Origin of the sequence: Halostagnicola kamekurae, from assembly GCF_900116205.1 — an archaeon.
In the GTDB taxonomy this organism is placed as follows: domain Archaea; phylum Halobacteriota; class Halobacteria; order Halobacteriales; family Natrialbaceae; genus Halostagnicola; species Halostagnicola kamekurae.
Map to the genome: position 1 here is coordinate 445,975 of NZ_FOZS01000002.1, position 25,389 is coordinate 471,363.

Genomic DNA, 25,389 nt, shown 5'->3' on the forward strand with positions numbered 1-25,389 from the left:
GCACAATGGGACTCCTGCAGAAGCTGAAGTCGGTGCTCGGTCTCGGTGACTCGGGATCCGAACGGTCGCGCTCTCGAGACGTCGGCGTCACGATCGAACGTGACCGAACCCAGACGGACGAGAGCTCCGAGGAGGCCGCGGCGGCGGACACGGCGGCCTCGAGTTCGACCGATTCGATGACCCAGTCACCGGAGTCGGCCGGCGAGGCGGCCGAACCGGCCGAAGCGACCGGCCCGACCGACGAGGACGCGACGCCGACGACCGAAAAGACACCCGAACAGGGCGACCGGGCACCGTCGCCTCCCGCCGACGCCGCCGAAGACGACGATGAGGTTGCTGCCACGGACGACACCGAAGACGTCGCGGACGACGGCGAGGACGCAACCGTTGACGATAGCGATGCGGCGACCGTGGACGACAGCAGCGAGGCGGTCGAGGACGATGGCGACGCGGAGAGCGATTCGACTGCCGGAACCGACGACGACGGAACCGGCGACGAGGCCGCGGCGGCGGATACGGCGGCCTCGAGTTCGACCGGTTCGATGACCCAGTCGCCGGAGTCGGCCGACGAGGCGGCCGAACCGGCCGAAGCGACCGGTCCGACCGGCGCGGACGCGAAACCGACGACGGACAAGACGCCATCGGACGGCGAGCCGGCGGACGACGCCGAACCGGGAGTCGACGAGGAGACGGCGACCGAGCCAGAAGTCGACGGCGAGCCGACCGACTCGATCAAGGGGATCGGGCCGGCCTACGCGGACCGACTCCGCGAGGCGGGCGTCGAGACCGTCGACGACCTCGCGGCCGCCGACGCGAGTGACCTGGCCGCCGAGACGGACATCTCGGAGACGCGGTTGCAGGGCTGGATCGACAGAGCGGAAGTCCGATAGTCCCCGAGCGGCGGTCCGGTGACGGATCGAAAGCCACCGCCGCGTGTACGTGGGTAGCTGCTCAACCGCCCGCCGCTCCCCGCACCGATTTCTTCGCTGTGTCGGCGCTGTATCGCGCGCCGACTCGAAACGTCGCTCTCCCGCGTTCTCGCGACCGTCGTCGGTTCGAAACCGCAAAATGATTAGCTGGGGGGCTCCTCTTCGTTTCCATGACTGAACCGCGGGTCGTGACCTCCCTCGAGTCCGTTCGAGACACCGTCAGGGCCGCGGAAACACGCCTCGAGGGCGGATCGGACTCTCCCGAGCACGTTCGCGTGCCAATCGAAGTTCGCGTTCCCGTCGACGACCCGTTTCTGGCGTACCGACGCGCTCGCGACGGTGCCGGCGGCGCGTTCCTCGAGACGACCGGCGGCCAGCCGGGCTGGGGCTACTTCGGCGTCGATCCGATCGATCGACTCACCGTTCGGTCCGACGCCGTCGCCCGCGGGAGCGATCGATCGTCTGCACCCACGCTCGCCGCCCTCGAGGGACTGCTCGAGGCCGACCGCCTCGTCCGCGGTGACTGTGACGTGCCCTGTCCCTGCGGAGCGATCGGCTGGCTCTCCTACGACGTCGCCAGAGAACTCGAGGACCTCCCCGCGTCCGCCGTCGACGACAGGGGCTTGCCGCGACTCGAGGTGGCGGTCTACGATTGCCTCGCAGCGTGGGAGGAACCGCTCGAGGGCGAACGCGAACTCCGCGTCACCGCCTGTCCACGGATCGATTTCGGGGACGATGGCGCTTCCGATCGGCGGACGGACTTGGGCGGGACATCGGATACGAACGCCCGCCACCGAGAAGTCACGGACGCCGCCGTCGAAGCCGCATACGAACGCGGTCGCTCGCGCGCGCTGGAACTGGCGCGGGAGACTCTCGAGGGCGAGGGCGACCCCCTCGGCCCGCCCGTCTCGGCGTCGTCGGTGACCTTCGAGAGCGACTGCGGTCGCGACGCCTTCGCAGACCGCGTGCGGCGGGTCAAGCGGTACGTCCGCGACGGCGAGACGTTTCAGGCGAACGTCTCGCAGCGACTCACCGCGCCCGCCGCCGTTCATCCCGTCGCGGCGTACGACGCGCTCCGGGACGTCAATCCCGCGCCGTACTCCTGTCTGCTCGAGTACCGGGCCGCCGAGCTGGTGAGTGCGAGCCCGGAGCTACTGCTCGAGCGCGAGGGATCGGACGTTCGAACCGAACCCATCGCGGGCACCCGCCCGCGCGGTGAGACTCCCGACGAAGATCGAGCCCTTGAGGCGGACATCCGGGCGGACGAGAAAGAGCGCGCCGAGCACGCGATGCTGGTCGATCTCGAGCGAAACGATCTCGGAAAGGTCTGTGTGTACGGCTCCGTCGACGTCGCCGAGTACCGCCGAGTGGATCGCTATTCTGAAGTCATGCATCTCGTCTCGGACGTCACCGGACGGCTTCGGGAGGGGGCGACGCTCGCGGACGCGATCGCCGCGGTCTTTCCCGGCGGCACGATCACCGGCGCGCCCAAGCCCCGGACGATGGGGATCATCGACGAACTTGAGGCGACCCGCCGCGGCCCCTACACCGGAAGCGTCGGTATCTTCGGCTTCGACGGCCGCGCCACGCTAAATATCGTGATTCGAACGCTCGTTCGCCACGGCGACGAGTATCACCTCCGGGTCGGAGCCGGTATCGTCGAGGATTCGGTTCCCGACCGGGAGTACGACGAAACGCTCGACAAGGCGCGGGCGCTGGTGACCGCCGTCAATGAGGCGCTGGGAGAGCGAGCCGAACTGGAAGTCGAAGGCGGCCCCGAAGCCGAAGGCGGTACTGAAGTCGAGAGCGACATCGAAGCCGAGCGCGGCGACGAATCCGACGCGGAGGAGGAGCAAGATGGGTGAGCGAACGACGATTCTGGTCGTCGACAACTACGATTCGTTCGCCTACAACCTCGTCCAGTACGTCGGCGAAGTCGCCGACGAGGTGGTCGTCCGGCGAAACGACGAGATCGACCTCGAGGACGTCGCGGATCTCGCGCCGACCGGAATCGTCGTCTCGCCGGGGCCGGGAACGCCGGCGGAGGCGGGGATTTCGATCCCGCTGTTCGCGGAGACGAGCTATCCGATCCTCGGGGTCTGTCTGGGCCATCAGGCCCTCTGTGCGGCAAACGGCGCGCCGGTCGTCCACGCGCCCGAGGTCGTCCACGGGAAACCGTCGCTTCTCGCCCACGACGGAGCGGGGATCTTCGCCGACGTGCCCGACCCCGTCCGGGTCGGCCGCTATCACTCCCTCGCCGTCGAAGGCGACGCGCTCCCCGATTCGCTCGAGGCGGTCGCCCGGACGGCAGACGAGCGCGCGGTGTTGATGGCCGTTCGCCACCGCGAGCGCCCGCACGTCGGCGTGCAGTTTCACCCCGAGAGCATCCTCACCCGAGCGCCCGCCGTCTCGGAGGTGGGCAAGCGAACCGATTCGAACCACCGGAACGCGCGAGGCGACTCCATCTCGCTTTCGGTCGGCAAACGTCTGATCCGAAACTTCTGTGAACTGGCGGCCGAGTACGACTCGAGGTAACAGAACTCATGTCCGAACACACAGCGGGCGACGCCCGAGACGACGCCGACGGCGCTGGCCCGTCCGGCGAACCGTACTACCACGTCGACGGCGAACTCGTCCCCGCGTCCCGCGCGACCGTCCGCGTCGACGATCGGGGCTTTCGCTACGGCGACGCCGCCTTCGAGACGCTGCGAGCCTACGGCGGGACCACCTTCGAGTGGGACGCCCACGCGGCTCGCCTCGAGGCGACCTGCGACGCGCTCGAGCTAACTCACGGGCTCTCGCGGGCGGACCTGCTGTCGCGGATCGACGAGGCGCTTTCGGCGAACGACCTCGCGGACGCTTACGTCAGGCTGTCGATCACCCGCGGCGTCCAGCCGGGGAAGCTCACGCCAGACCCCGACGTCGAGCCGACCGTCGTCGTCTACGTCGGCTCGCTGCCGCGGGGCGGCCTCGAGGGGACTCCTGTCTGGGACGGTCCGGCGGCGCTCGAGACGGTCGAAACGCGCCGGATCCCGAACGACGCCGTGCCCGCCGCGGCGAAGACGCACAACTACCTCAACGGGATTCTGGCGCGCCAGGAACTCGAGGGCGGCGACGAGGCGCTCCTCCGAGACGAGGAGGGATACGTCGCCGAGGGGGCGACGAGCAACGTCTTCTTCGTCGAGGACGGCGTGCTGTACACGCCGACAATCGACGGCCCCGTTCTCCCCGGAATCACCCGCCGGCTCGTCCTCGAGTGCGCCGACGACGCCGGTATCCCCGTCGAGGAGGGACGGTACCGGCCCGAGCGACTCCGGAACGCGGATTCGGTTTTCCTGACGAACACGACGTGGGAGCTGCGTCCGGTCGGCTCGATGGACGGCGTTACACTCGAGGAGGACGGCTTGATGCGAGACGACGATCCGACGGACGACGATCGGATTTTCGAGACGCTCTCGAGGATGTACGACGAGCGCGTCGAGGAACGGTGTTACTGACGCTCCTGAGTTTGCTCGTCCGATTCCGCGCGTCGATCGCCCGTACAGGTTCGATCCGAGCTTCCGCGTCCGAACGCTACTTTTCGAAGTCGGCGGCTGCGTTCGTCTCGAGCAGCTCCCGTTCGCTGTCGGAACACTCGAGGACGAAATCGGCGCCGAAGGCCGTCGCCGGCGTCTGCGCCCCCGCTGGGACGTCGCCCTCGAGCACCCGCGTTGCGGCCTCGACGGCCGATTCGGCGGTCAGCGCGTAGGGGTTCGGCGTTCGAATCCGCCCTCGAACGGTTTCCTCGCCGTCGTTGACCTCGCCCCAGACGACGGTCCGGCCGGTCTCGAGGGTCGACTCGCCGGGGCCGTCGAGAAACGTATCGATCGCCAGGTTCGCGAGCGTTCGGATCGGGCGGCTCTCGAGCAGCCACCCGGCCGACTCGAGGACCGACAGTCCGGGGGCCAGCCAGGACGGCATCGCGACGTACACCGTGACGTTCTCGATGCCGGTCGTCTGCGAAGCGGTGACGACGTCGCCGAGCGGGACCGCCACGGCGTGTTGGGGACCGTCGCCGAAGTCGATCCGCCGGCGGCGAAGACCGGGCAGTCGGACGAGCGTCCCGTTCTTTCGGGCGACTGCGGTCGTTCCGGCCTGATTGACGAGCGTTTTCGCCGTCCCTCGCGAGACGCCCGACGGCGTGGGGAGACCCTCGCGCGAATCCATTCCCTGAACGCCGAGCGCGACCGAACTCGCGCTCGGGAGCCGTTCGGCCAGAAACGCCGCCAGACAGTCGGTGGGGACGACGTCGAACCCGACGCCCGGAAGCAGCGTCACGCCGGCGTCTCGAGCGCGGTCGTCTCGGCGTCGAATCCGCTCGAACACGCGGAACTCTCCGGTGATGTCCAGGTAGTCGGTTCCGGTTTCGAGACACGCCTCGACCAGCGGCTCTGCGGTCTCGACGAACGGGCCCGCGCAGTTCAGCACGGCGTCGAACGCCGTGAGGTGGGACGCGACATCGTCTTCGAGGGAGAACGTCCGGGACTCGAGGCCGTGTTCGCGAGCCTGCGCGGTGACGCGCCCGCCATCCCGTCCGGCAACCGTCGGGGAATCGCCGCGCTCGACGGCTTCGCGGACGATCAGCCGACCGGTGTAGCCGTACGAGCCGTAGACGAGAAGCCGCTCCATGCGGTTCGCATCGAGGTCGAGTCGTGTAAAGCTACGGCAGACGCGTGCTACTCCGTCTCGTACTCTACGTCGCGGTTCGTTGGCGGGCCGTTCGTCGAGGGGTCTTTACGACCGGAATTGTCTCCCGAGCCGCGGCGCTGCTCTATGTCCTCTATCGTTTCCGTCTCGAGCAGTCGCTCGAGTTTGCGCTCGAACTGCTCGTCGGTCAATTCGCCGGCGGCGTAGCGAGACCGAAGCGTCTCGAGGGCCTCGCGATTGTTGGACTCCGGAGTCGTCGTCGGGTCGGAGCGGCTGTCCGATTCGGTTTCCGTGTCCGTACTCGTGTCCGACTCCTCGCCCCAGGACCCGTCTCCCCACCACTCTTCTCGGTCCGTTTCGTCGCCGAACACCAGCGCGACGATCGGAATAACGACGACGTAACCGACTAACAGAACCGCGAGCCAGAGTCCATTATCGACTCCCAAGAACATGAGCGCGAGCCACAATCCGGTAATGAGCAGCGTCGTGATTCCCGTGATGTTCTCACGGACTCGCGTCGCCGGATCCTCACTCATAGATGACACCTCATGGGCGACGATGAAAGATGTTTCTACCGATTTGAGAGCGAACGGCAGGACGAGCGATCCGAGTTAGGCGAGCGTCTCGCCGAGTGTCTCGAGTGCGGCCTCCTCGACGGCGTCGCGTTCGCCGACGAGGTACTCGATGTGGCCGTCGCGGCCGCCGACGGCCGAGACGCCGGCGTCGGGAACGCGCTCTGCGATTCCGGCCGCGAGATCGCGAACGTCGAGTTCTTCGGTCGCGCGGACGTGCAGTTCGGCGTCGCCGACGCCGAGCGTGACGAACGGCGGCTCGGTTCGCGTTCGTTCACGACGGTGGAGCGCGTCGAGCAGGAGGGTCGTCGTCGGGAAGTTATACCGGTGCGTGAACGAGCCGGTGTCGAGCACCGACACCGTCACGCCGTTGACGCCGCGGGCGGCGCAGTTCTCCGAGGCGGCCTCGAGTTCGGTCTCGAGTTTGTCGCGGAACTGCTCGGAGACGTGGGCCGCGAGATCGCCGTCGTCGTCGAACAGCAGGTCGGTGACGAGTTCGCGTTTGTCCTTGTAGGACTGGTAGAACGCCTCGAGCGCGACGGCTTCGCGGCGTTCGGTGAGAGTCTCCTCGTCGTAACCCGCGTCGGTCGCGAGCTCGAGGTAGGACTCGGGAACGTCCTCCCAGTAGCTCACCGCCGGGAGGTGCTCTAGGTCGCCGCGAACGTCGTCGTTGACGGCGGCGGCGACGTTCGCCCCCAGCGCCGTCGACGTGAGATCGGAGACGTCGGCTCCGGCGAGCGATGGCGTCACCGAAAGCGAGACGGCGTCGGTTATCTCCTCGTCGGCGCGCGCATCGTCGATGACGATCGACTCGGTGTCGTACAGCGAGAGCAGATCGTAGCCGTCCGCGGACTCGGCGGTCGCGCCAGCGTCGACGAGGATCACGAGCGGCAGTTGCTCGCCGTGGCGCTCGCGGGCCTCGAGCATCGAGGTGACGTCGTCGGTCGCGGCGTCCATGTCGTAGACGCGACCCTCGAGCGGCCGTCGCTCGAAGTAGTGATAGACGGCGTCGTCGCGGGTGTGTTTCTCACGGATTAGCGGCAGGACGGCCCGTTCGATGGCCGCGCCGGCGATGTAGCCGTCCGCGGTCGCCTGGTGGCGAACGACGATCGGACGCGACTCCATCACCGCGCGGCGGATCTGCGTCGCGGCGTCGAACAGTTCATCCTCGACGGCCGACACCGCGTCGTGGTCGTCGATGAGTTCGAGGACCGACGGACGCGCTTCCTGTTCGATCGCCTCCTCGAGTCGCTCGAGGACGGTCGCGCGCTCGTCGTCGGTCAGGACCTCGAGCGCTTCCGTCTCGACCTGTAGGTCGCCGTGGTGGCGCTCGACCTCGCCCTCGAGTGCGACGACGTCGTCGATCTCCACGTCGGGGTAGGCCCGCACGCCAGCCTCTTCGAAGGCGGCACACTCGACGGTGGCACTCTCGTCGCTGAGTTCGAAGACGGTCGGACCGGACGTCTGTCGGATGCCGGTGATCTCGCCCTCGAGGCGAACGATACTCCCGACCTGGGAGTCGATGTCGTCGATCGTCGTTCGGTTCAGCGACGGTTCGGTTCCGAACTCGAAGTCGGAGTCCTCGCCGGCTTCGGCCTCCGACGTCGCGCCAGCTTGCTCGGCTGTCCCGGCGGCTTCGGCCGTCTCCGGCGAGTCGGTCGTTTCGGTCGAACTGGTCGTCTCCGTCGAACTCGAGGTCGTCCCAGTCGAGTCGGTCGCGGTCGACCCGCTGCCGTTGGCGGCGACGTCGGAACTCGAGTCGGCTGTCGACGCCGCGGGCTCGGATCGATCGTCTGAACCGGCCGTTCCGTCGGTGGATTCGTCCGAATCGCCCTCGAACTCATCCGGGTGACGCTCGTCGTCAGCGGTTTCGATCAGCTTGCCGCGGAAGTCTCGGTCGTCCTGTCTGATCGACCAGCCGAGGTCGATGTTTCCGTTGTCTCGGACGTCGAGAACCTGGACGTAGACGCTGTCTCCCGGTTCCCAGTCGAGACTCTCGAGTCGCTGGTCCAGTTCGCTTCTGTGCAACAGTCCGGTGACGTGGTCGCCGACGTCGACGAAGACGCCGAAGTCGGCGTAGCCGTCGACGGTACCCCGGTAAAACCGACCGGGCGAGAGCTGTGAGGCGGCGGTGCCTTCGAACTCGAAGGCGACATCCTCCTCGTGGACCTCACAGACCAAGCCGTCGACGGGCTTGCCGCAGATGATACAGTTACCCATCTACTCGCACCAAGCAGGTTCGGACTAAAACTGTTGTCGAAATGCGTCCGTGACGGTCACCGCCAGCGGTCGCGATATCGATCTTCCGAATACCGCCGTTTCCCGGACTTTCGAGCTACTGTTCGGGACTTACGTCGAACCAGAAGCGGCTCGGTCTTGTCCAGTTCGAACTCCGTTCGTTTACTCGAGATCGGACTCACTCGAAAACCGTCGAGTTCTCCTCGAGTTCCTCGATGTCGCTCGTGAGGCTCCGAACCTGTTCGGGAAAGAGCGAGACCTGCACTTCGTTGCCGTCGTCGTCCTCGAGGACGAGTTTGACCCGCTTGTCGCCGAACTCGCGCGCCTCGGCGGATTCGACTTCGAAGAGTTTGACCGTCGCGGATTTGTTCGACGCGCCGACGTTCTCGATCGATCCCTCGTTCAACTCTATCATGAACTCCTCGAGGTTCAGCGTGAGCATGGTCGCGCTACGAGCGCGGGGTAAAAAACGCCTCGGCATCGCACCCGCGGATCGAGGGAGGCTGTACCAACCGGCCGATCGCTCTGGCGTGTGGCTGAGCCGGCGTTCGGGCGCTGTCCTCCGGTTTTAAGTTCTCCTCAGACGATAGCCCGAACGCTATGCAAGTCACCTGGCACGGCCATTCGACGTGGCACGTCACCGTTGGAGAGACGGACCTGCTGATCGATCCGTTCTTCGACAACCCGAAGACCGACCTCGAGCCCGCGGATCTCGAGACGCCGGATTACGTGCTGTTGACGCACGGACACGCGGACCACATCGCGGATGCGGGCGCGTTCTCGGACGCGACGCTCGTCGCGACGCCGGAACTCGTGTCCTACGCCGAAGACGAGTTCGGCTTCGAGGACGCCGTCGGCGGGATGGGGATGAACATCGGCGGCACCGTCGAGTGCGGCGACGCCTACGTGACGATGCACCGGGCGGACCACACCAACGGCGTGATGACCGACTACGAGTACGACGTGGGGATGCCCGGTGGCTTCGTGATCTCCGATACGAAGCCGACGCAGGTCAGCGACGAGGAGTCGACGACCTTCTACGCCGCGGGCGACACCGGGCTCATGACCGAGATGCGCGAGGTGATCGGCCCGTATCTCGAGCCCGACGCCGCGGCGCTCCCGATCGGCGATCACTTCACGATGGGGCCGATGCAGGCCGCGATCGCCGTCGACTGGCTCGACGTCGATCACGCCTTCCCGCAGCACTACGATACGTTCCCGCCCATCGAACGGGACCCCGAGGACTTCGCCGGCGAGGTCGCCGCGACCGGAAGCGACGCCGAGGTCCACGCGCTCGAGGCCGACGAGCCGTTCGAGCTGAATCCGTAGCGCGGGCCGTTCGGGTTGAATCCGTAGCGCCCATCGATTCCACGCGAGCGCCGGTGTAGACGCGTCGAGTTCTGTACCGGCGTCGAACGTGTTCGATGGGCGAGAATAACGTTTACACGCTCGGCTGTTGTTCGTCCCAGTGCAATGACAAAGGAAGTCACCACGACGTCCGAGGAAGGCTTCAGCGCGACGAACGACATTCGCGACTTCGAGACGACCATCGACTCGACCGGCGAGGACGCCCCGGACACGCTCGAGAGCCTGTTGGCCGCCTACGGCTCGTGTTACGTACCCGCGCTCCGCGTCGCGGGACAGCAACGCGGCGTCGACGACATGGGCCGGATCGAGATCGAGACCAGCGGCGAGTTGAACGACGACGACAAACTCGAGTCGATTCGGTTCGACATCCGGGCGGAAGCCGAGGTCGACGACGACACCGCCGAGGACGTCCTCGATCGGGCGGATCAACTCTGTAAGGTCCACGACGCGCTCAAGGGCGATCTCCACGCGGATCGATCGCTCGAGGGCGACGCGTTCTAGGCGGGTTCGACGTCGTTTCGCTCGGTCTCTCGCGGCCCGAACGACCATGCGCGTCCGGTCCGTGGATCCGATATGATCGATCGGAAGCGGCTGTTGCTCGTCGTCGCCGTTGCGGCGATGCTCGTCCTCGCGGGGTGTGTTAGCACGCCGGGAGCGAGTGACAGCGCCTCGGGAGTAGGTGACGGCACCTCGCCGTCCCCATCGACCGTCGACGGCGAACTCGAACTCCACCACATAGACGTCGGGCAGGCCGACGCCACGCTCTTGGTGACGCCCGAAAACGAGACGATCCTGATCGATACCGGCGACTGGCGATCGAACGGTTCGGAGGTCATCGACTACCTCGAGTCCCGGAATGTCGACCGGATCGACCATCTGGTTGCGACCCACGCCCACGCCGATCACGTCGGCGGGCACGCCGCGGTCATCGAGCACTTCGAGGAGCACGGCGACGGCGTCGGCGCGGCCTACGATTCGGGCGTCGCACACACGAGCCAAACCTACGAGAACTACCTCGACGCGGTCGAGGGGTACGACGTCCAGTTGTACAATGTCACCGCCGGCGACCGACTCCCGCTCGAGGACGAGCAGGTGAACGCCACGGTGTTGAACCCGCCCGCGGGCGAATCGGAGACCGACCTCCACGATAACAGCGTCGTCCTGTCGATCGAGTTCGGCGCGTTTTCGTACCTCACCACCGGCGACGCGGAGGCGGGGACCGAGCAACGACTGGTCGAAGAGTGGAGTGACCGCCTCGAGAGCGACGTCTATCAGGCCGGCCACCACGGGTCGTCCACCTCCTCGACCGATCCGAAACTCGACGCGTCGACGCCCGAAATCGCCGTGATCTCGAGCGCGCAGGCGTCCCAGTACGACCACCCGAGCGCGGAGGTGCTCGAGTCCTTCGACGATCGCGGGATCGAAACCTACTGGACCGCGGTCCACGGCGACGTCGTCGTGACGGCCGACGGCGACTCGAGTTCCGTCGCCACCGAACACGAGGCCCCGACCGATCCCGAGGAACTGATCGAACTGAAAGAATGACCGTCGATTGATATCACTGGAGGCCCGATAACCGATATGGCGACGCTCTACACGGCCGTCCTCGATCGGATCGTCGACGGCGAAACGGCGGTGTTGCTCCTCGAGGAAGACGATTCAGTGCGCGAAGAGCGGACCGTCCCGGCCGCGGACCTCCCCGAGGAAGGCAGACACGAGGGGGCCGTCTTCGAACTCGAGGTGACCGAGGACTCGATCCTCGAGGCGACCTACCGACCCGAGACCGAACGAGAGCGGCGGGAACGCATGCAGGACCGGTTCGACGACCTCTCCGAGCGGCTGTGAGCGGGCGTCGACGGCGTTGAATCCGCTGGCTGATACCCCGACACCGACGAGACCGAAGGGGCAGGTTCAAACCCGCGTCTCGAGACAGTCCTGACATGATACGCTCGTTCGACGGAACGGAGCCACAGATCGCGGAATCGGCCTACGTGGACGACGCGGCGGTCGTCATCGGCGACGTCGTCATCGAACCCGACGCCAGCGTCTGGCCGAACACGACCCTTCGCGGCGATCACGGCACCATCGTCGTCGGCGAGGGCGCGAACGTTCAGGACAACGCGGTGCTCCACGAGGACGCCGAACTCGAGCCCTACTCGACGGTCGGCCACAGCGCCATCGTCCACGACGCGACGGTCGCCGAGCGCGCGCTCGTCGGGATGAACGCGGTGGTGCTCGACGGATCGCACGTCGGCGAGCGGGCCGTCGTCGCTGCCGGCAGCGTCGTCACCGAGGGAACGGAGATCCCGCCGTCTACGCTCGTTGCCGGATCGCCGGCCGAGCCGAAAACCGAACTCGAGGGCGATCGACTCGCCGAGACGGCCGATCGGTACGTCTCGCTCTCGAAGGAACACGCCGAGCGTAGCGAGCGTCTGGAGTAGGAGTGCCCCGGACGGCGTCTGGAGTAAGAGCGCCCCGACGTGTCGTCGCCGCGTGAGGTCAACAGATCTGCCAGCCGCCGTCGACGTGGAGCAACTCGCCCGCGACGTACGCCGCGTCGTCGCTCGCCAGGAAGAGGTAGGCTCCGGCGACGTCTTCGGGCGTTCCGGCCCGACCCAGCGGAACCGGTTTGAGCAACTCGTCGTTTGCTGCCTGCTCTCGAGCGCGCTCGCTCCAGCCCTCGGTGAACTCGGTCGCGATCTGACCCGGCGCGACGCCGTTGACTCTGATCCCCTCCTCCGCGTACTCGAGGGCGCTGCCGCGGGTGATCATCCGGACCGAGCCCTTGGTCGAGTCGTACTGGACCTGCCCGAACTGGGCGAGGTTCGAACTGATCGACGCGGTGTTGATGATCGCGCCGGGGTCGTCCCGCTCGATCATGTCCTCGGCGGCGACCTGCGTGCCGAAAAACGCGCCCCTCGAGTTGACCGCGTGGATGCGGTCGAACTCCTCGGGGGTCACCTCGGCCATCGGCTTCGGGATCTGGAGGCCCGCGTTGTTGATCATCACGTCGACGCCGCCGCGCTCTCGGGCCGCGTCGACGAGCGCCTCGAGGTCCCCGCGGTCGGTGACGTCGGTCTCGACGTAGACGCCGTCCCCGGGGCCGTCCTCGAGCAACTCGTCCGTCGGAACGTCGGCGTCTTTGGGCTCTCGCTCGAGGTCGCCGTTTATCACCGTCGCGCCGCACTCGCCGAACCGACGCGCGATCTCGCGGCCGATTCCCGAACTGGCGCCCGTGATGACGACCGTCGTCTGCTCGTAGTCGTAGCGTGGACTGGCCATACTAGATAGTGACACACAGAGTGTATAAATCACGGTGTGGAATCTCAACCTGGTACTGAGCGGTCGATCCGAGGGGAGGATCGACCAGATCCGCGGGGCGATCGCCGTCGATTCCGGCAGGGCGGCGTCGAAAACGGCGGACGGTAGACAGGTCCGTGCTCCTTTCGTCAAGTTGATAGCGCGAGAGTCCGTCACGTCGACGTGACTATGTCGTCTCTCCCCGCGACGGGTTCGCTATCGGCCGGCGCGCTCGACCCGAGCGGGTCGCTCGCCGCCGGGACCCCGGCTGCGATCACGTCGCCGATCACGGAACTCGCCCAGACGACGGTCGTCGGATCGTTCACCGTCGTCAATCTCCTCGCGTGGGTCTCGATCGGTATCTTCGTGCTCGCGTTCGCCCTCGAGTGGCTCGGAGAGATCGATCCGGCCCGGTACGTCGCCGCTGGCGCGTGGGTGCTATTCGGGCTGTTCTGGCTGTTGATGGCACCGCACTACTACGCGGACGTCCAGAGTCCGTTACAGACGCTGCTCTCGCTCGCCGCCCTCCCGCTGTGTACCTACGCCGCGTACCTGCTCGTCAACGGTCGAGCGTCGTTGCTCGTGCTCTCGAAGGCGGTCGCGATCATGGGGATCATCTACCTCCCCGCGGAGACGATCCCGTTCGTGCGCCGGTGGTTGATCGAGACGACCGCCGCACAGACTCACTACGGGATGGAACTGCTCGGACACAGTCCGGGACTCATCGAGGGGAGCGCCGGCTACGAGAGCAAGTTCGGTTTCGACCCCGACGAAACCGTCACCGGGCGGACGACCTACATCATCATGGCCTGTACCGGGATCGGGAGCATGGCGATCTTCGGCGGGCTCATCGGGGCCGTGAAAGCGCCACTCAAACGGAAGGTCGCGGCCTTCGCCGTCGCGATCGGCGTCATCTGGTTCCTCAACCTGATCCGCAACGTCTTCATCGGCCTCGCCTCGCCGTGGGGCTGGTTCCAGCACGACCCCATCGTCCACGTCATGACGACGTATCTAGGTACCCAACCGGATCGCGTCTCGTACCTCGTCGCGCACAACTACATCTCCCAACTGGGCTCTGTCATCGCCCTCCTGGGGATCGCCTACCTTCTCATGAAGATTCTCCCCGAGATCCTCGAGCCGCTCGAGGAGGTCCTGTTTATCATCTCGGGAACCGAGTACGACCTCGAGGAGGCCATCGATGCGGAGAAGCCAGCAGATGCCGACGACTGAGTTCTCGCTCGCCTCGCGGTCGGTGTTCGTACCGGACGCGGACGCTCTTGTCCTCGCGGACGTTCACCTCGGAAAAGGCGCGGCCTCGAGCGTCGACGCGCCCCTCGAAGCCGCCGAGGACAGCATTTCGCGGCTGAAACTTCGCCTCGAGAGCCGCGAGCCGTCGACGGTCGTCATCGCTGGCGACCTGCTGGATTCGTTCGATAGCGTTCCGCGCGGCGTCGAAGCCGATCTCGCCGAGCTCCGCGACCTCGTCGCGGACGCCGGCGCGTCGCTCGTCGTGACGCCAGGGAACCACGACACGATGCTCGAGGACGTCTTCGATGGAACCGTAGCCGACGAATACCGACTCGCGGACGGCGAGACGGTGGTCTGTCACGGCCACGACGCGCCCGAGTCGACCGCCGAGCGGTACATCGTCGGCCACGATCACCCCGCGTTGTCGGTCGACGGGCGGAAACTGCCCTGTTTCCTCTACGGTCCCGGCGCGTACGACGGCGCGGACGTGCTCGTCTGCCCGGCGTTCACGCGGCTCGCCCGCGGCGCGACGGTAAACGACATGTACGGGCGGCATTTTCAGTCGCCGCTGATTCGCGACAGCGACGGGTTTCACCCCGCCATCCGGGACGAGCCAGGCGCGGAGACGCTCTGGTTCCCGCCGCTGGGAGAGTGTCGGCGACTCCTCTGACCGTCTCTTTCCTCGTCTCGCCCTTCGATCGACCAGAGATTATTTCGTTGACGCGCACACACGCCGCGAAAATCGGCTGCCGTCCTCGCGTTTGCCTGCCGTTTCTCTCGCGTTCCTTGACTCCCTGCTTTCGCTGACGTCCGCACTCTACCTATCGCCCTCGAGATTCGAGTCAGTCGCTCGTCTCGGATCGATCGTCGTCGGTCGATTCGCCCTCGGGTGTCGATCCGTCTTCGGTCGCGATCTCGCCGACCTTCTCGTCGACGGTTTCCTCGACCTTCCGCTCGACTTTTTCGTCGACGGTTTCCTCGACTTTCTCCTCGACCGTCTCGTCCACCGTCTGCTCGACCTTCTGTTCGACCGTTTCGTCGACGGTCTCGTCGACCGTGTCGTCGACTTTATCGACGACGGTCTCGTCTACTTTCTCGCCGACCTTCTCGTCGACCGTCTCTTCGACTTCTTCCGTTCTGGGCCGTCGATCGACGCGCTCGTTGACGGTCTCGAGCTTGTCGATGACCTCGTCGACCTCTCGAGTGAGCGTGTCTTCGACGTTCTGTGTGACCTCCTTGGTCATCCACTCGGGATCGAATCGCGCCATCTTCCAGACCACGTGGATCACGTAGGAGACCATCACGCCGAGCCCGAACGCGATACCGACACGGGTCCCGACGAAGTTAAAGAGCACGACCGAAACGAAGATCATCGCGCCGTAGGCGAGGTCGACCAGAAAATCGACTCGAGACGGGTTCACGCGCTACCACCGTGGGTCGAAACGCTGCGTATCATATTCACGAAAATACCCCTTCTCGCTAGTTACTCCGCGAGCGGTTAATAGTCATGCGTTCGGCGGCGACGGTGGGAGAGTCGACCGCTCCGTGACGACCGCCTTCGCACCGTCGACTCGAGTCGTTCGGACGAGCCGACACGCCCACGTATTTCAGCCCGGCTCCCGTCCTCTGGGTATGGTCGACGCGAACGTTCACCTGCTCGAGCGCGGCACGATCACGACCGACGTCAACAACGTCCTCGAGGGTCACACGCTCGGTTCGGCGGCCAAACCCGATCCCGAGACGGTGATGGTCGACGGCCCGGTGTACAACCTCGTCATCGAACATCCCGAGGGGACGATCCTCTGGGACACGGGCTCACATCCCGACGCGGATTCGGGCCACTGGCCCGCCGAGATGTACGCGGCGTTCGAACACACCGGAGTACGCCCGCTCGAGGACGATCTCGAGACGGCCGGGTTTTCCGTCGACGACATCGACTACGTGATTCAGACGCACTTGCACCTCGATCACGCCGGGGGACTCTACGCCTTCGAGGGGACTGACACGCCGATTTTCGTCCACGAGCGCGAACTCAAGTTCGCCTACTACAGCGCCAAGACGGACGCGGGAGACGAGGCCTACCTCGCCGGCGACTTCGACCGAGACCTCGACTGGCGAGTCGTCCACGGTGACCGCGAACAGCACTTTGCCGACCTCGAGTTCCTCCACTTGCCCGGCCACACGCCAGGTTTGCTCGGTGTTCGTCTCGACCTCGAGGAAGCCGGCACCGTGATCCTCGCGGGCGATCAGGCCTACACTCGAGAGAACTACGACGACGCCCACCCGATGGGCGGCGAACTCCTCTGGAGCAAACGCGCGTGGACCGAGAGCCGTCGATTCCTCGCGGACGAACAGCGCCGAAGCGACGCGACGGTTCTCTGCGGGCACGACGAACGGGACCTCGAGACGATCCGTGAGGAAATATAATATATTTTAAATATTGAGTTACGGAATTGTGTTGTTGGTCTGGTGTGATCTAATACCGTGGTAGAAGGTTTCTCACACCTCATTTGGCCACAATGTTGAAACGAGATACGGCGAACAACTACGCATGTACTGTCGGCTGGGTGCCAAAATCGAACCGAGCGGTGAAAACGAATGACGAGGGGGATCGGACGCCGAGCATACCTCTCGGCGACGACCGTGGGGGCGGCCGTCGTTCTCGGCGGGTGTGTGGCCACCGGCGTCTTGAACAACGGCGAGAACGACGAGCGACCTTCGCTGTCAGATCGGACACTGCGGTACGGCGCGGTGCTTCCGCTGTCGGGCGAACTCGAGTCGATGGGCGAATCGCTCTCGAACGCCGTTTCCCTCCCTACTGCCGAACTCGAGGCGTCGGATCTCGACGTGACGACCGAAACGGAGACCGCCGACTCCGAAACGCTGCCGGCGTCGGCGGTCGACGCTGCGGCGGCGCTCGTCGAAGACGGATATCCGGCGCTCGTCGGTGCGGCGGCGTCGGGCGTTTCCTTGCAAATGACACAGCAAGTGACGATTCCCGCTGAGGTCGTGACCTGCTCGCCGGCGAGTACGTCGCCGACGATGTCGATTCTCAACGATCGCGGCTACTCGTTTCGAACCGCGCCGGACGACTCGCTTCAGGCCGTCGTCGCGGCACAGCTGGCGGCCTCCGAACACGACGCGGCAACCGCTGCGACGCTTTACACGGCCGGCGATTACGGGCGGCAACTCTCCGGTGCGTTCTCGGCTTCGTTCGACGGCGCGATTCAGCGACAGGTGTCCATTACCGGAGAGCGCGATTCCTACGGCGAACCGCTCGGTCAGGCGCTTGCCGACGAGCCGGATATCCTCTTTCTCATCTGCTATCCCGAGACAGGGATCGACCTGCTCGAGGAGTATTACGCCGATCATCAGGGAGAGGAGACCGTGTTCGTCAGCGATGCGTTACAGGAAAAGACCGTTGTCGAGACCGTCGACGATCCGATGGCCAACGTTTTCGGCACCGCGCCGATGTCGTCCGGGCCGGGACAGGGCGCGTTCGAATCGCTCTATCGAGAGACGTACGAGACCGATCCGGCGGTGTTCGCGGCGAACACGTACGATGCGGCCGCGACGCTGTTGCTGGCCAACGCCGCCGCGGGCGAAAACGACGGATCGGCGATCGCAGAACAGATGCGCGAAGTGACCGACGGTGACGGAACGGAAATCATGCCGGGGGAACTCGCGGACGGAATCGAGCTCGCGGCCACCGGTGACCCGGTTCGGTATCGAGGCGCGGCCGGCGAAATCGAGTTCGACGAAAACGGCAATGGCGGGTCCACCCAGTACGAGTACTTCCGCTTCGACGACGACGGGATTACCGTTCTCGAGGAGCGGAGCCCGGAGGTATCAGAATGATCGATACTGCGGACACTGCAGACTCGAGCAATACTGCCGATTCCGACGGCTCGAGCGGTGCTGCCGAAGATGATCCGAGCGGGATCGTCGGCTCGATCACGAACCAACTCTCGAGTGTCGTTCCGTCGGCGGTTCGCGGGAATTTCGTCCCTTCGATGATCCGCGGGAGTTTCCGGACGAAGTTCGTCGTCTCGATCCTGTTGATCGTGGTCGTGCTTTCGATCGTCGGCGGACTGGGATACGTCGACGCCGAGCAAACCGTCGAGAACGACGCCAAGGAGCAACTCACGGCGATGGTGGACATGCACGCGGACTCGATCAACGAGTGGATGATCTCGATGGAGTCGCACACGCGGTCGGTCTCCTCGTCGTCCGAACTGGCCGGAACCGAGGCCGAGGAGGCCGAGGCGCAGGTAATTCAGCAGCAGGCGACGCTCCCGGTCGACGTCAGAGGGGTGCACGTAATAGACACCAACGAGAACGAGATCCTGACGAGCACGAACGGAGAGCTTCGGTCGGAGCCGCTATCAGCGGTCGACGAACCCTGGACCGAGATCGAACCCGGGGTCGACCTGACGGCAGCAAACGACGTGTGGCACTCGGAGAGCGCCTATCAGTCGGGGACGCTCGACGATCAGGTGATGTCCTTTGCGAGCCCAGTCGAAGGTGACGAGGCGCGGATCGCCGTCGTCGTCGGCACTATCGAGTACCGCGTGGACGGCCTGAAACAGCTCCACGACGATCAGGAGACGATGATCCTCGACACGGACGGCCAGACGGTCCTCGCGAGCGACGACCTCGGCGGCGATCCCGACGAGGACATCATCGCGGAACTCGGAGCGAAACGCGACGGGACCGAGTTCGACCGCGGCGGCGACGGACTGGTCACCGCCTACGCCGCGACTGCGGACAACAACTGGGTCGCCGTGACCACCGTTCCCGAGGAGCAGGCGTTCGCGGCGAGTAACGCGGTCGGCTGGGCCGTGCTCTTCGTTATCGGCGCGGCGCTGATATCGCTGCTCGTTGGGGGATACTTGCTCGCCCGACAGACCGTGACGCCGCTGGAGGACCTTCGGGATCGCGCCGAGCGGATGAAAAACGGCGACCTATCGGTCGATCTGGAGACGGATCGGATCGACGAGGTGGGCCAACTCTACCGGGCGTTCGACGAGATGCGGGACACGCTCAGGGCACAGATCACCGAAGCCGAGGAGGCACAGGCCGAGGCCGAAGCGGCGAAAGTCGAGGCCGAGGAAGCACAGGCCGAAGCCGAAGCAGAACGCGAGCGCGTCAAGAACGTGATGAACGAACTCCGGCGCGCGGCGGATCGGTACGGGACGACGATGCGCGCGGCAGCCGAGGGCGACCTTACCGTCCGAGCCGACGTTCGGACCGACAACGAGCAGATGGCGGCGATCGGCCGCGAGTTCAACGAGATGTTAGCGGAGATCGATCGCGCCGTCGCGGAGGTCAAACGGTTCGCCGAGGACGTGCGCGCGGCCAGCGAGCAGGTCGACGCCTCCAGCGCGGAGGTCAAGCGAGCCAGCGAACAGGTCGCCGAATCGATTCAGGAGATCTCCGACAGCTCCGAGCGACAGAGCGAGAAGCTCCAGACCGTCGAATCGGAGCTTGCAGGCCTCTCCGCAAGTACCGAAGAGATCGCCTCGACGGCCACCCAGGTCGAAGGTGTCGCAGAGCGAACCGTCGACTCGAGTCACCGGGGCCGAGAAGCGGCCGAGGAGGCGATTTCGGAGATGGAAGACGTCGAGACGGAGGCCGACCGAGCCGTCGAGACGATCCGGTCGCTCGAGGCCGAAGTCGAACAGATAGACGAACTCGTCGAGGCGATCTCCGACGTGGCAGACCAGACCAACTTGCTCGCGCTGAACGCGAGCATCGAGGCGGCTCGAGCCGGTAACGGCGGCAATTCCGACGGGTTCGGAACCGTCGCCCAGGAGATCAAGAGTCTCTCGGCAGACGCCAAGGAGACGGCGGCCGAAATCGACGCGCGCATCGAGTCGATCCGCGAAAAGACCGACGAGTCCGTCGGCGTCGTCGAGAAAACGAGGGATCGCGTCGAACAGGGGACAGCGGCCGTCGAGCCGGCGGTCGAATCGCTAACTGAAATCGCCGAGTACGCCGAAGAGACGAACGACGGCGTGCAGGAAATCTCGGCCGCGACCGACCAGCAGGCCGACGCCACGGAGCAGATAGTCACCGCGGTCGACGAAATCGCGACGAGCAGCGAGGACGCCGCGGCGGAAGCCGGCAACGTCTCCGCGGCCGCCGAAGAGCAGACGGCCTCGCTCACGGGCGTCACCGAGAACGTAAACAGCCTCGCAGAGCAGGCCGCTGAGTTGTCGGAGACCCTCGAGCGCTTCGAGACGGCGGCCGGAACGCCCGACGGCGATCGCGACGGTCACTCGAGGCCGTCGGCGGCGACGGACGGAGGGGACGGCACGCTCGGCAGGTAAAAGTCCGCTGGTTCTCGTCTCATAACTACGGCGTTCGAGACGGTGCGACGACCGACTCGAGATCCGCGTCGCCGTCGACGAGTCGATACTGGCCGTCCTCGACCGAAGCCACCCCTTCGTGGACGAGGTGATCGAGGTGGGCGAACGCCTCGCCGGGGCCGTGGACGATGTGAATCCCCTCGAGTTCGCCGAAGAGGTCAGCGCTGACGGTCCAGGGGTCCGCGGGGCCGTGTTCTTCGAGGGCGGTGACGACGCGCTCCGTTCGTTCGCGGTGGTGGTCGACGATGGTCAGCGCCCGCTCGCTCGGCTCCTCGATCGGATCGCGGTGACCTGGCCAGACGCGGTCGTAGTCCCGGTCGGCGAGCGCTCGGAGGGTCTCGAGGTACGTTTCGAGCGGCCGCTCGACACGGACGTCCGCGCCGCCGACGTTGGGCGTGTAGACGGGGAGGATCACGTCGCCGACGAACGCCTGGTTACGGCCGGCGATCTCGAACCAGCACAGCCCCAGCGCGTGGCCGGGCGCATGGACCGTCTCGAGGGTGTGCCCGCCGACCTCGAGGGTGTCGCCGTCCTCGATCGGCGTCACGGTCGGGTTCGTTTCGCTCAACCCGGTGACCGACTCGACGACGCCCAGTAGCTCCTCGCGTTTCGCGGGGGGGATTCCCCACGCCTCGAGGTACTCCCGTCGGCGCTCGTCCAGCGCGGCGGTCGCCGCCTCGTCGCCTTCGACGAGCGGGGCGTCGGCCTCGTGAACGTAGACGGTCGCGTCGCTCTCGGACTGCACTTCGCCCGCCAGTCCGGCGTGGTCGGGATGAAAGTGCGTGAGCACGATGTCGTCGACGTCAGCGAACTCGTAGCCGTACTCGGCCAGTCCCTCCCGGAGGTCGTCGCGAACGTCGGTCGTCGCGATCCCCGTGTCGACGAGCGCGAGAGAGTCCCCCTCGTGTAGAACGTAGGCGTTGTTCTCCCCCTCGAACTCGTCGTTTCCCAGTATGATCCGATCCATGGTGCAAAGTCACACTGTCTCGGCTCTTAACCGACGCGATTGCGGAACTGGGGTTCCGCGAACTCGAGCGCCCGCGGAATCGACGAATTCGCGAAAATAACCTGTGAGGTCTGAAAGCAGCCCCGAGACAGTCAGTCCTCGAGTTCCGCGCGCAACAGCTGGTTCACGTCGCCCGGATCGGCGCTGCCGCCGGTCTTTTGCATGACCTGCCCGACGAGGAAGTTGATCGCGCCGTCGTCGCCGCTCTCGTAGTCTGCGACGGCGTCCGGGTTCTCCTCGATGGCCTCGACGACCGCCGACTGCACCTCGTCGTCGTCTGTCTTGCCGAGTCCGGCCTCCTCGACGATCGTATCCGGGTCCTTCCCCTCGTCGAGCATGTCTCGAAGCACCGTCTCGCGCGCGTTTTTCGCCGTGATCTCGTCTTCGGCGACCAGTTCGACGAGTCGGGTGACCTCCTCGAGGCGATCCGCGATGTCCGTGATCTCCATGTCGCGGTAGTTCAGTTCGCCGAGCAGGTTGTCCGCGACCCAGGTCGCCGCGAGGTCGGGATCGAACTCGCCGGCGACCGACTCGTAGAAGTCCGCGACCTGCTTGGTCGAGGTGAGCTTCGAGGCCGCCTCCTCGCTCAGACCGTACTCGGACTGGAACCGTTCGCGTCGAGCGGTCGGCAGCTCGGGGATCGAGATCTCGTCCTTCCAGTGGGAGACCCGAAGCGGCGGGAGGTCTGCCTCCTCGAAGTAGCGGTAGTCCTTCTCCTCTTCTTTCGAGCGCATCGAGACCGTGATCCCGCGGCTCTCGTCCCAGTGGCGGGTCTCCTGTTCGACGACGCGGCCGCGCTCGATGGCGTTTTTCTGTCGGGTCTCCTCGTAGGCTAAGGCCTTCTCCGCGCCCTTGTGACTCGAGATGTTCTTGACCTCCGTCCGGTTTGCGGCCTCGAGCGCGTCGACGCCGATCTCGCCGTTCTCGTCGGCTTCCTCGCTCTCGATGATCGAGAGGTTGGCGTCGATTCGCAGGCTGCCGTCCCGGCCGGCGTCGAAGACGCCGAGGTACTCGAGCACCTCCTCGAGTTCGGCGAGGAAGGCCCGAACCTCCGAGGCGCTCCGGAAGTCGGGTGCCGTGACGATCTCCATGAGCGGCGTTCCAGCGCGGTTGTAGTCGACGAGGGTGTAGTCTGCGGTGTCGATGCTGCCGCCGACGTGCTGGAGGCTGCCGGGGTCTTCCTCGAGGTGTGCCCGCTCGATGCGAACGTCGCGGCGCTCACCCTCGACCGCGATCTCGAGTTCGCCCTCCTGGCAGATCGGCTCGTCGTACTGCGTGATCTGGAAGTTCTTCGGCAGGTCGGGGTAGTAGTAGTTCTTCCGGTGGAAGCGGGTCTCCTCGGGGATGTCGGCGTCGATGGCTTTCCCGATCTTGACCGCGGCCTCGACGGCCCCCTCGTTCAGCACCGGCAACGCGCCGGGGAGTCCGAGACAGACGGGACAGACGTTCTCGTTGGGGTCGTCGGCCGGCTCGGTCGAACAGCGACAGAAGATCTTCGTGTCGGTTTCCAGCTGGACGTGGACCTCGAGGCCGATGACGGTGACGAGGTCGCCCCGCTGGGCGGTCTGGGCAGTCATTGCTCCTCGATTCGGCCCGGCGGGGGTAAAGCGTAACGGGATCTGGACGACGATTCTCCTACCGCGCTTGCTCGAGTTGCTCGAGCGCTTCCGGATTCTCGATGCTGTCCATGTCGCCGAGCTCTTCGCCCGCATAGGTCGCCTCGATGGCTCGGCGGATGATCTTCCCCGACTGGGTTTTGGGGAAGTCGTCGACGAAGAGAATTTCTCTGGGTCGGAAGGGCTTCCCGAGTTCGTTGCCGACCCGCTCGCGAAGCCGGTCGCGCAACTCGTCGCTCTCCGCCACGCCGTCGCCGACGATGACGTACGCGACGACGGCGGTCCCAGTTGTCTCGTCGGGGACGCCCACCGCGGCGGCCTGGGTAACCGCCTCGTGGTCGATGAGCGCGCCTTCGACTTCCGCGGGGCCGACCTTCCGGCCGGCGACATTCAGCGCGTCGTCGGCCCGGCCGTGGAGGAACCAGAACCCCTCGTCGTCCACCTGCGCCCAGTCGCCGTGGTTCCACAGCGGCGGGTCCGCGAACGTCGACCAGTACTCCTCAAGGTAGCGGTCGTCGCCCGACCAGAGCGACTTCGTCATCGAGGGACAGGAGTCTCGAGCGACCAAAAAGCCGCGCTCGTGGTCGTCTCTGACCGACTCACCCGTGGCGTCGACGACGTCGATGTCCATCCCGAGTCCCGGCCCGCCGAGCGTGCAGGGTTTCAGGGGCTCGGTCGGCATGGGCATCAGGAAGCAGCCGCAGATCTCGGTGCCGCCGGAGATGTTGATGATCGGGCACTCGCCGCCGCCGACGTTCTCGTAGAACCAGCGCCAGGACTCGGGATCCCACGGCTCGCCCGTCGACCCCAGAATTCGCAGCGAGGAGAGGTCGTGGCCCTCGAGCCAGCTATCCCCGTGCTCTCGCAGTGCCCGTATCGCGGTCGGCGAGATGCCAAAGCGGGTGATCTCGTGGCGGTCGATCAGCTCCCAGAACCGGTCGGGATTCGGGTAGTCGGGTGCCCCCTCGTACATGAAGACGGTGCCGCCGAACGTGTGGACGCCGATCAGCGACCACGGCCCCATCATCCAGCCGATGTCGCTCACCCAGAAGAACCGGTCCGCGGGCTCGAGGTCGAACCCGAAGTGTAGTTCCTTCGCACACTGCACCTGAACGCCCGCGTGGGTGTGGACGATCCCCTTCGGCGTCCCCGTCGTCCCCGAGGAGTACAGTAGCATCGACTCACGACTCGACTCGAGCGATTTCGTCTCGTACTCGTCGTCGGCGGTTTCGACGGCGTCGGCCCACCACTCGTCGCGCCCGTCGGTCCACGGAATCTCGCGTTCGCTCGTCGGGTCGCTCGAGCCGAGGCGGTCGAAGACGATCGTCCGCTCGACGTGTCCGACCTGGTCGATCGCCGTGTCGGCCGTGGACTTGAGAAAGACCGGCCTCCCCCGCCTGAGAAAGCCGTCGCCGGTGAACAGGACCGAACACGCGGCGTCGTCGATTCGCGTCGCGACGGCGTCGACGCCGAACCCGGAAAAGATCGGCACCGCGATCGCGCCGACCTTGAAACAGCCGTAGAGGATCGGGACGACCTCGGGCACCATCGGCATGTACAGTCCGACCGTGTCGCCGGTCTCGATCCCCGAGTCCTCGAGCGCGTTGGCGACCTGATTCGACCGCCGCCGGAGTTCCCGGTAGGTCATCTGCCGACACTCGCCGTCCTCACCCTCCCAGATCGTCGCGACTCGGTTTCTGGCGGGCTCGCTGACCGCCGCGTGGCGGTCGACCGTGTTGTGGGCGATATTTAGCTCGCCGCCCGGATACCACTCCGTGAACTGCGGTCCGTCGCTGTCGTCTCTGACCGCGTCGTAAGGTTCGAAAAACTCGATACCGAGGTAGTCGACGAGTTCGTCCCAGAACCAGTCGACGCCGCTTTCCTCGACCCCCTCGAGGTCGGTCGTCGTCCGGTCGATCAACTCGTCGTAGTCGTCGATTCCGTACGTCTGCATGAACTCGGAGACGTTCGTGGACTCGACGAACTCCTGGCCGGGTTCGTGGACGACGTCGTCGACGTCCTCGAGGGCGGGCTCCTCTGGCATAGTCACTCGAA

General features: G+C 65.8%; 23 protein-coding genes. 14 read left to right on the top strand and 9 right to left on the bottom strand.

The genetic code is table 11. From position 1 onward, the window contains the following. Window positions 1–5: 5 nt before the first annotated feature. The 4 genes from BM348_RS10055 to BM348_RS10070 all read left to right on the top strand — a co-directional run bounded on the left by BM348_RS10055 (window position 6) and on the right by BM348_RS10070 (window position 4,426). On the top strand, window positions 6–890 hold the full coding sequence (locus BM348_RS10055; RefSeq protein ID WP_092904519.1) for a helix-hairpin-helix domain-containing protein: 885 nt from the start codon (window positions 6–8) through the stop codon (window positions 888–890). A gap of 209 nt (window positions 891–1,099) precedes the next feature. Further along, entirely contained in the window at window positions 1,100–2,794 is a 1,695-nt protein-coding gene (locus BM348_RS10060) for an anthranilate synthase component I family protein (RefSeq protein WP_092904521.1), read from the top strand. After that, window positions 2,787–3,464 (top strand): anthranilate synthase component II, encoded by a 678-nt coding sequence (locus tag BM348_RS10065; protein ID WP_092904523.1) that lies wholly within the window; start codon window positions 2,787–2,789, stop codon window positions 3,462–3,464. The genes BM348_RS10060 and BM348_RS10065 overlap by 8 nt, the downstream gene beginning before the upstream one ends. A gap of 8 nt (window positions 3,465–3,472) precedes the next feature. Further along, window positions 3,473–4,426 carry an aminotransferase class IV gene (locus tag BM348_RS10070; RefSeq protein ID WP_092904525.1) on the top strand — a complete coding sequence of 318 codons (954 nt, stop codon included), beginning with the start codon at window positions 3,473–3,475 and terminating at the stop codon, window positions 4,424–4,426. A gap of 76 nt (window positions 4,427–4,502) precedes the next feature. On the opposite strand, the gene BM348_RS10075 is transcribed toward BM348_RS10070, so the two are convergent. The 4 genes from BM348_RS10075 to BM348_RS10090 all read right to left on the bottom strand — a co-directional run bounded on the left by BM348_RS10075 (window position 4,503) and on the right by BM348_RS10090 (window position 8,867). Next, on the bottom strand, window positions 4,503–5,597 hold the full coding sequence (locus BM348_RS10075; RefSeq protein WP_092904527.1) for a saccharopine dehydrogenase family protein: 1,095 nt from the start codon (window positions 5,595–5,597) through the stop codon (window positions 4,503–4,505). Window positions 5,598–5,644: 47 nt separating this feature from the next. Then, window positions 5,645–6,151, bottom strand: a complete 507-nt coding sequence (locus tag BM348_RS10080; RefSeq protein ID WP_092904529.1) for an SHOCT domain-containing protein — start codon at window positions 6,149–6,151, stop codon at window positions 5,645–5,647. A 75-nt stretch (window positions 6,152–6,226) separates the two neighbouring features. After that, window positions 6,227–8,407: a DHH family phosphoesterase gene (locus BM348_RS10085; protein WP_092904531.1), complete on the bottom strand. Its 2,181-nt coding sequence runs from the start codon at window positions 8,405–8,407 to the stop codon at window positions 6,227–6,229. A 196-nt stretch (window positions 8,408–8,603) separates the two neighbouring features. Beyond that, window positions 8,604–8,867, bottom strand: a complete 264-nt coding sequence (locus BM348_RS10090) for a hypothetical protein (protein ID WP_092904533.1) — start codon at window positions 8,865–8,867, stop codon at window positions 8,604–8,606. 158 nt (window positions 8,868–9,025) lie between these two features. On the opposite strand from BM348_RS10090, the gene BM348_RS10095 reads away from it, so the two are divergent. The 5 genes from BM348_RS10095 (at window position 9,026) to BM348_RS10115 (ending at window position 12,234) form a co-directional block, all read left to right on the top strand. Continuing rightward, on the top strand, window positions 9,026–9,754 hold the full coding sequence (locus tag BM348_RS10095) for a metal-dependent hydrolase (RefSeq protein WP_092904535.1): 729 nt from the start codon (window positions 9,026–9,028) through the stop codon (window positions 9,752–9,754). Window positions 9,755–9,898: 144 nt separating this feature from the next. Continuing rightward, window positions 9,899–10,294, top strand: a complete 396-nt coding sequence (locus tag BM348_RS10100) for an OsmC family protein (protein WP_092904537.1) — start codon at window positions 9,899–9,901, stop codon at window positions 10,292–10,294. A gap of 72 nt (window positions 10,295–10,366) precedes the next feature. Beyond that, window positions 10,367–11,338 (top strand): ComEC/Rec2 family competence protein, encoded by a 972-nt coding sequence (locus BM348_RS10105; RefSeq protein ID WP_245779432.1) that lies wholly within the window; start codon window positions 10,367–10,369, stop codon window positions 11,336–11,338. A 36-nt stretch (window positions 11,339–11,374) separates the two neighbouring features. Beyond that, window positions 11,375–11,638 carry a DUF3006 family protein gene (locus BM348_RS10110; RefSeq protein ID WP_092904539.1) on the top strand — a complete coding sequence of 88 codons (264 nt, stop codon included), beginning with the start codon at window positions 11,375–11,377 and terminating at the stop codon, window positions 11,636–11,638. Window positions 11,639–11,733: 95 nt separating this feature from the next. After that, on the top strand, window positions 11,734–12,234 hold the full coding sequence (locus BM348_RS10115; RefSeq protein WP_092904541.1) for a gamma carbonic anhydrase family protein: 501 nt from the start codon (window positions 11,734–11,736) through the stop codon (window positions 12,232–12,234). A gap of 58 nt (window positions 12,235–12,292) precedes the next feature. On the opposite strand, the gene BM348_RS10120 is transcribed toward BM348_RS10115, so the two are convergent. Then, window positions 12,293–13,075 carry an SDR family NAD(P)-dependent oxidoreductase gene (locus BM348_RS10120; RefSeq protein WP_092904543.1) on the bottom strand — a complete coding sequence of 261 codons (783 nt, stop codon included), beginning with the start codon at window positions 13,073–13,075 and terminating at the stop codon, window positions 12,293–12,295. 207 nt (window positions 13,076–13,282) lie between these two features. On the opposite strand from BM348_RS10120, the gene artA reads away from it, so the two are divergent. Both artA and BM348_RS10130 read left to right on the top strand, forming a co-directional pair. Beyond that, window positions 13,283–14,323 carry an archaeosortase A gene (artA, locus tag BM348_RS10125; protein WP_092904545.1) on the top strand — a complete coding sequence of 347 codons (1,041 nt, stop codon included), beginning with the start codon at window positions 13,283–13,285 and terminating at the stop codon, window positions 14,321–14,323. Beyond that, window positions 14,310–15,011, top strand: a complete 702-nt coding sequence (locus BM348_RS10130; protein WP_092904547.1) for a metallophosphoesterase — start codon at window positions 14,310–14,312, stop codon at window positions 15,009–15,011. The genes artA and BM348_RS10130 overlap by 14 nt, the downstream gene beginning before the upstream one ends. 172 nt (window positions 15,012–15,183) lie before the next feature. Here BM348_RS10130 and BM348_RS10135 read toward each other — a convergent pair whose 3' ends face one another. Then, window positions 15,184–15,762 (bottom strand): hypothetical protein, encoded by a 579-nt coding sequence (locus tag BM348_RS10135; RefSeq protein WP_092904549.1) that lies wholly within the window; start codon window positions 15,760–15,762, stop codon window positions 15,184–15,186. Between the two features lie 211 nt (window positions 15,763–15,973). Here BM348_RS10135 and BM348_RS10140 point away from each other — a divergent pair, with 211 nt between their 5' ends. From BM348_RS10140 to BM348_RS10150, 3 genes are all read left to right on the top strand, one after another. After that, window positions 15,974–16,768 carry an N-acyl homoserine lactonase family protein gene (locus BM348_RS10140; protein ID WP_092904551.1) on the top strand — a complete coding sequence of 265 codons (795 nt, stop codon included), beginning with the start codon at window positions 15,974–15,976 and terminating at the stop codon, window positions 16,766–16,768. Between the two features lie 171 nt (window positions 16,769–16,939). After that, window positions 16,940–18,199 carry an ABC transporter substrate-binding protein gene (locus BM348_RS10145; RefSeq protein ID WP_092904553.1) on the top strand — a complete coding sequence of 420 codons (1,260 nt, stop codon included), beginning with the start codon at window positions 16,940–16,942 and terminating at the stop codon, window positions 18,197–18,199. Continuing rightward, on the top strand, window positions 18,196–20,673 hold the full coding sequence (locus BM348_RS10150) for a methyl-accepting chemotaxis protein (RefSeq protein ID WP_092904555.1): 2,478 nt from the start codon (window positions 18,196–18,198) through the stop codon (window positions 20,671–20,673). The genes BM348_RS10145 and BM348_RS10150 overlap by 4 nt, the downstream gene beginning before the upstream one ends. A gap of 25 nt (window positions 20,674–20,698) precedes the next feature. Here BM348_RS10150 and BM348_RS10155 read toward each other — a convergent pair whose 3' ends face one another. The 3 genes from BM348_RS10155 to BM348_RS10165 all read right to left on the bottom strand — a co-directional run bounded on the left by BM348_RS10155 (window position 20,699) and on the right by BM348_RS10165 (window position 25,378). After that, the gene (locus BM348_RS10155; protein ID WP_092904557.1) at window positions 20,699–21,679 is read right to left on the bottom strand and encodes an MBL fold metallo-hydrolase; all 981 of its coding nucleotides are present in this window, start codon (window positions 21,677–21,679) and stop codon (window positions 20,699–20,701) included. Between the two features lie 131 nt (window positions 21,680–21,810). After that, complete coding sequence (gene gatB, locus BM348_RS10160) at window positions 21,811–23,295, bottom strand: Asp-tRNA(Asn)/Glu-tRNA(Gln) amidotransferase subunit GatB (RefSeq protein ID WP_092904559.1); 1,485 nt, start codon at window positions 23,293–23,295, stop codon at window positions 21,811–21,813. 58 nt (window positions 23,296–23,353) lie between these two features. Further along, a complete protein-coding gene (locus BM348_RS10165; protein ID WP_092904562.1) occupies window positions 23,354–25,378 on the bottom strand; it encodes an AMP-binding protein in 2,025 nt (674 codons plus the stop codon). Window positions 25,379–25,389: the final 11 nt, after the last annotated feature.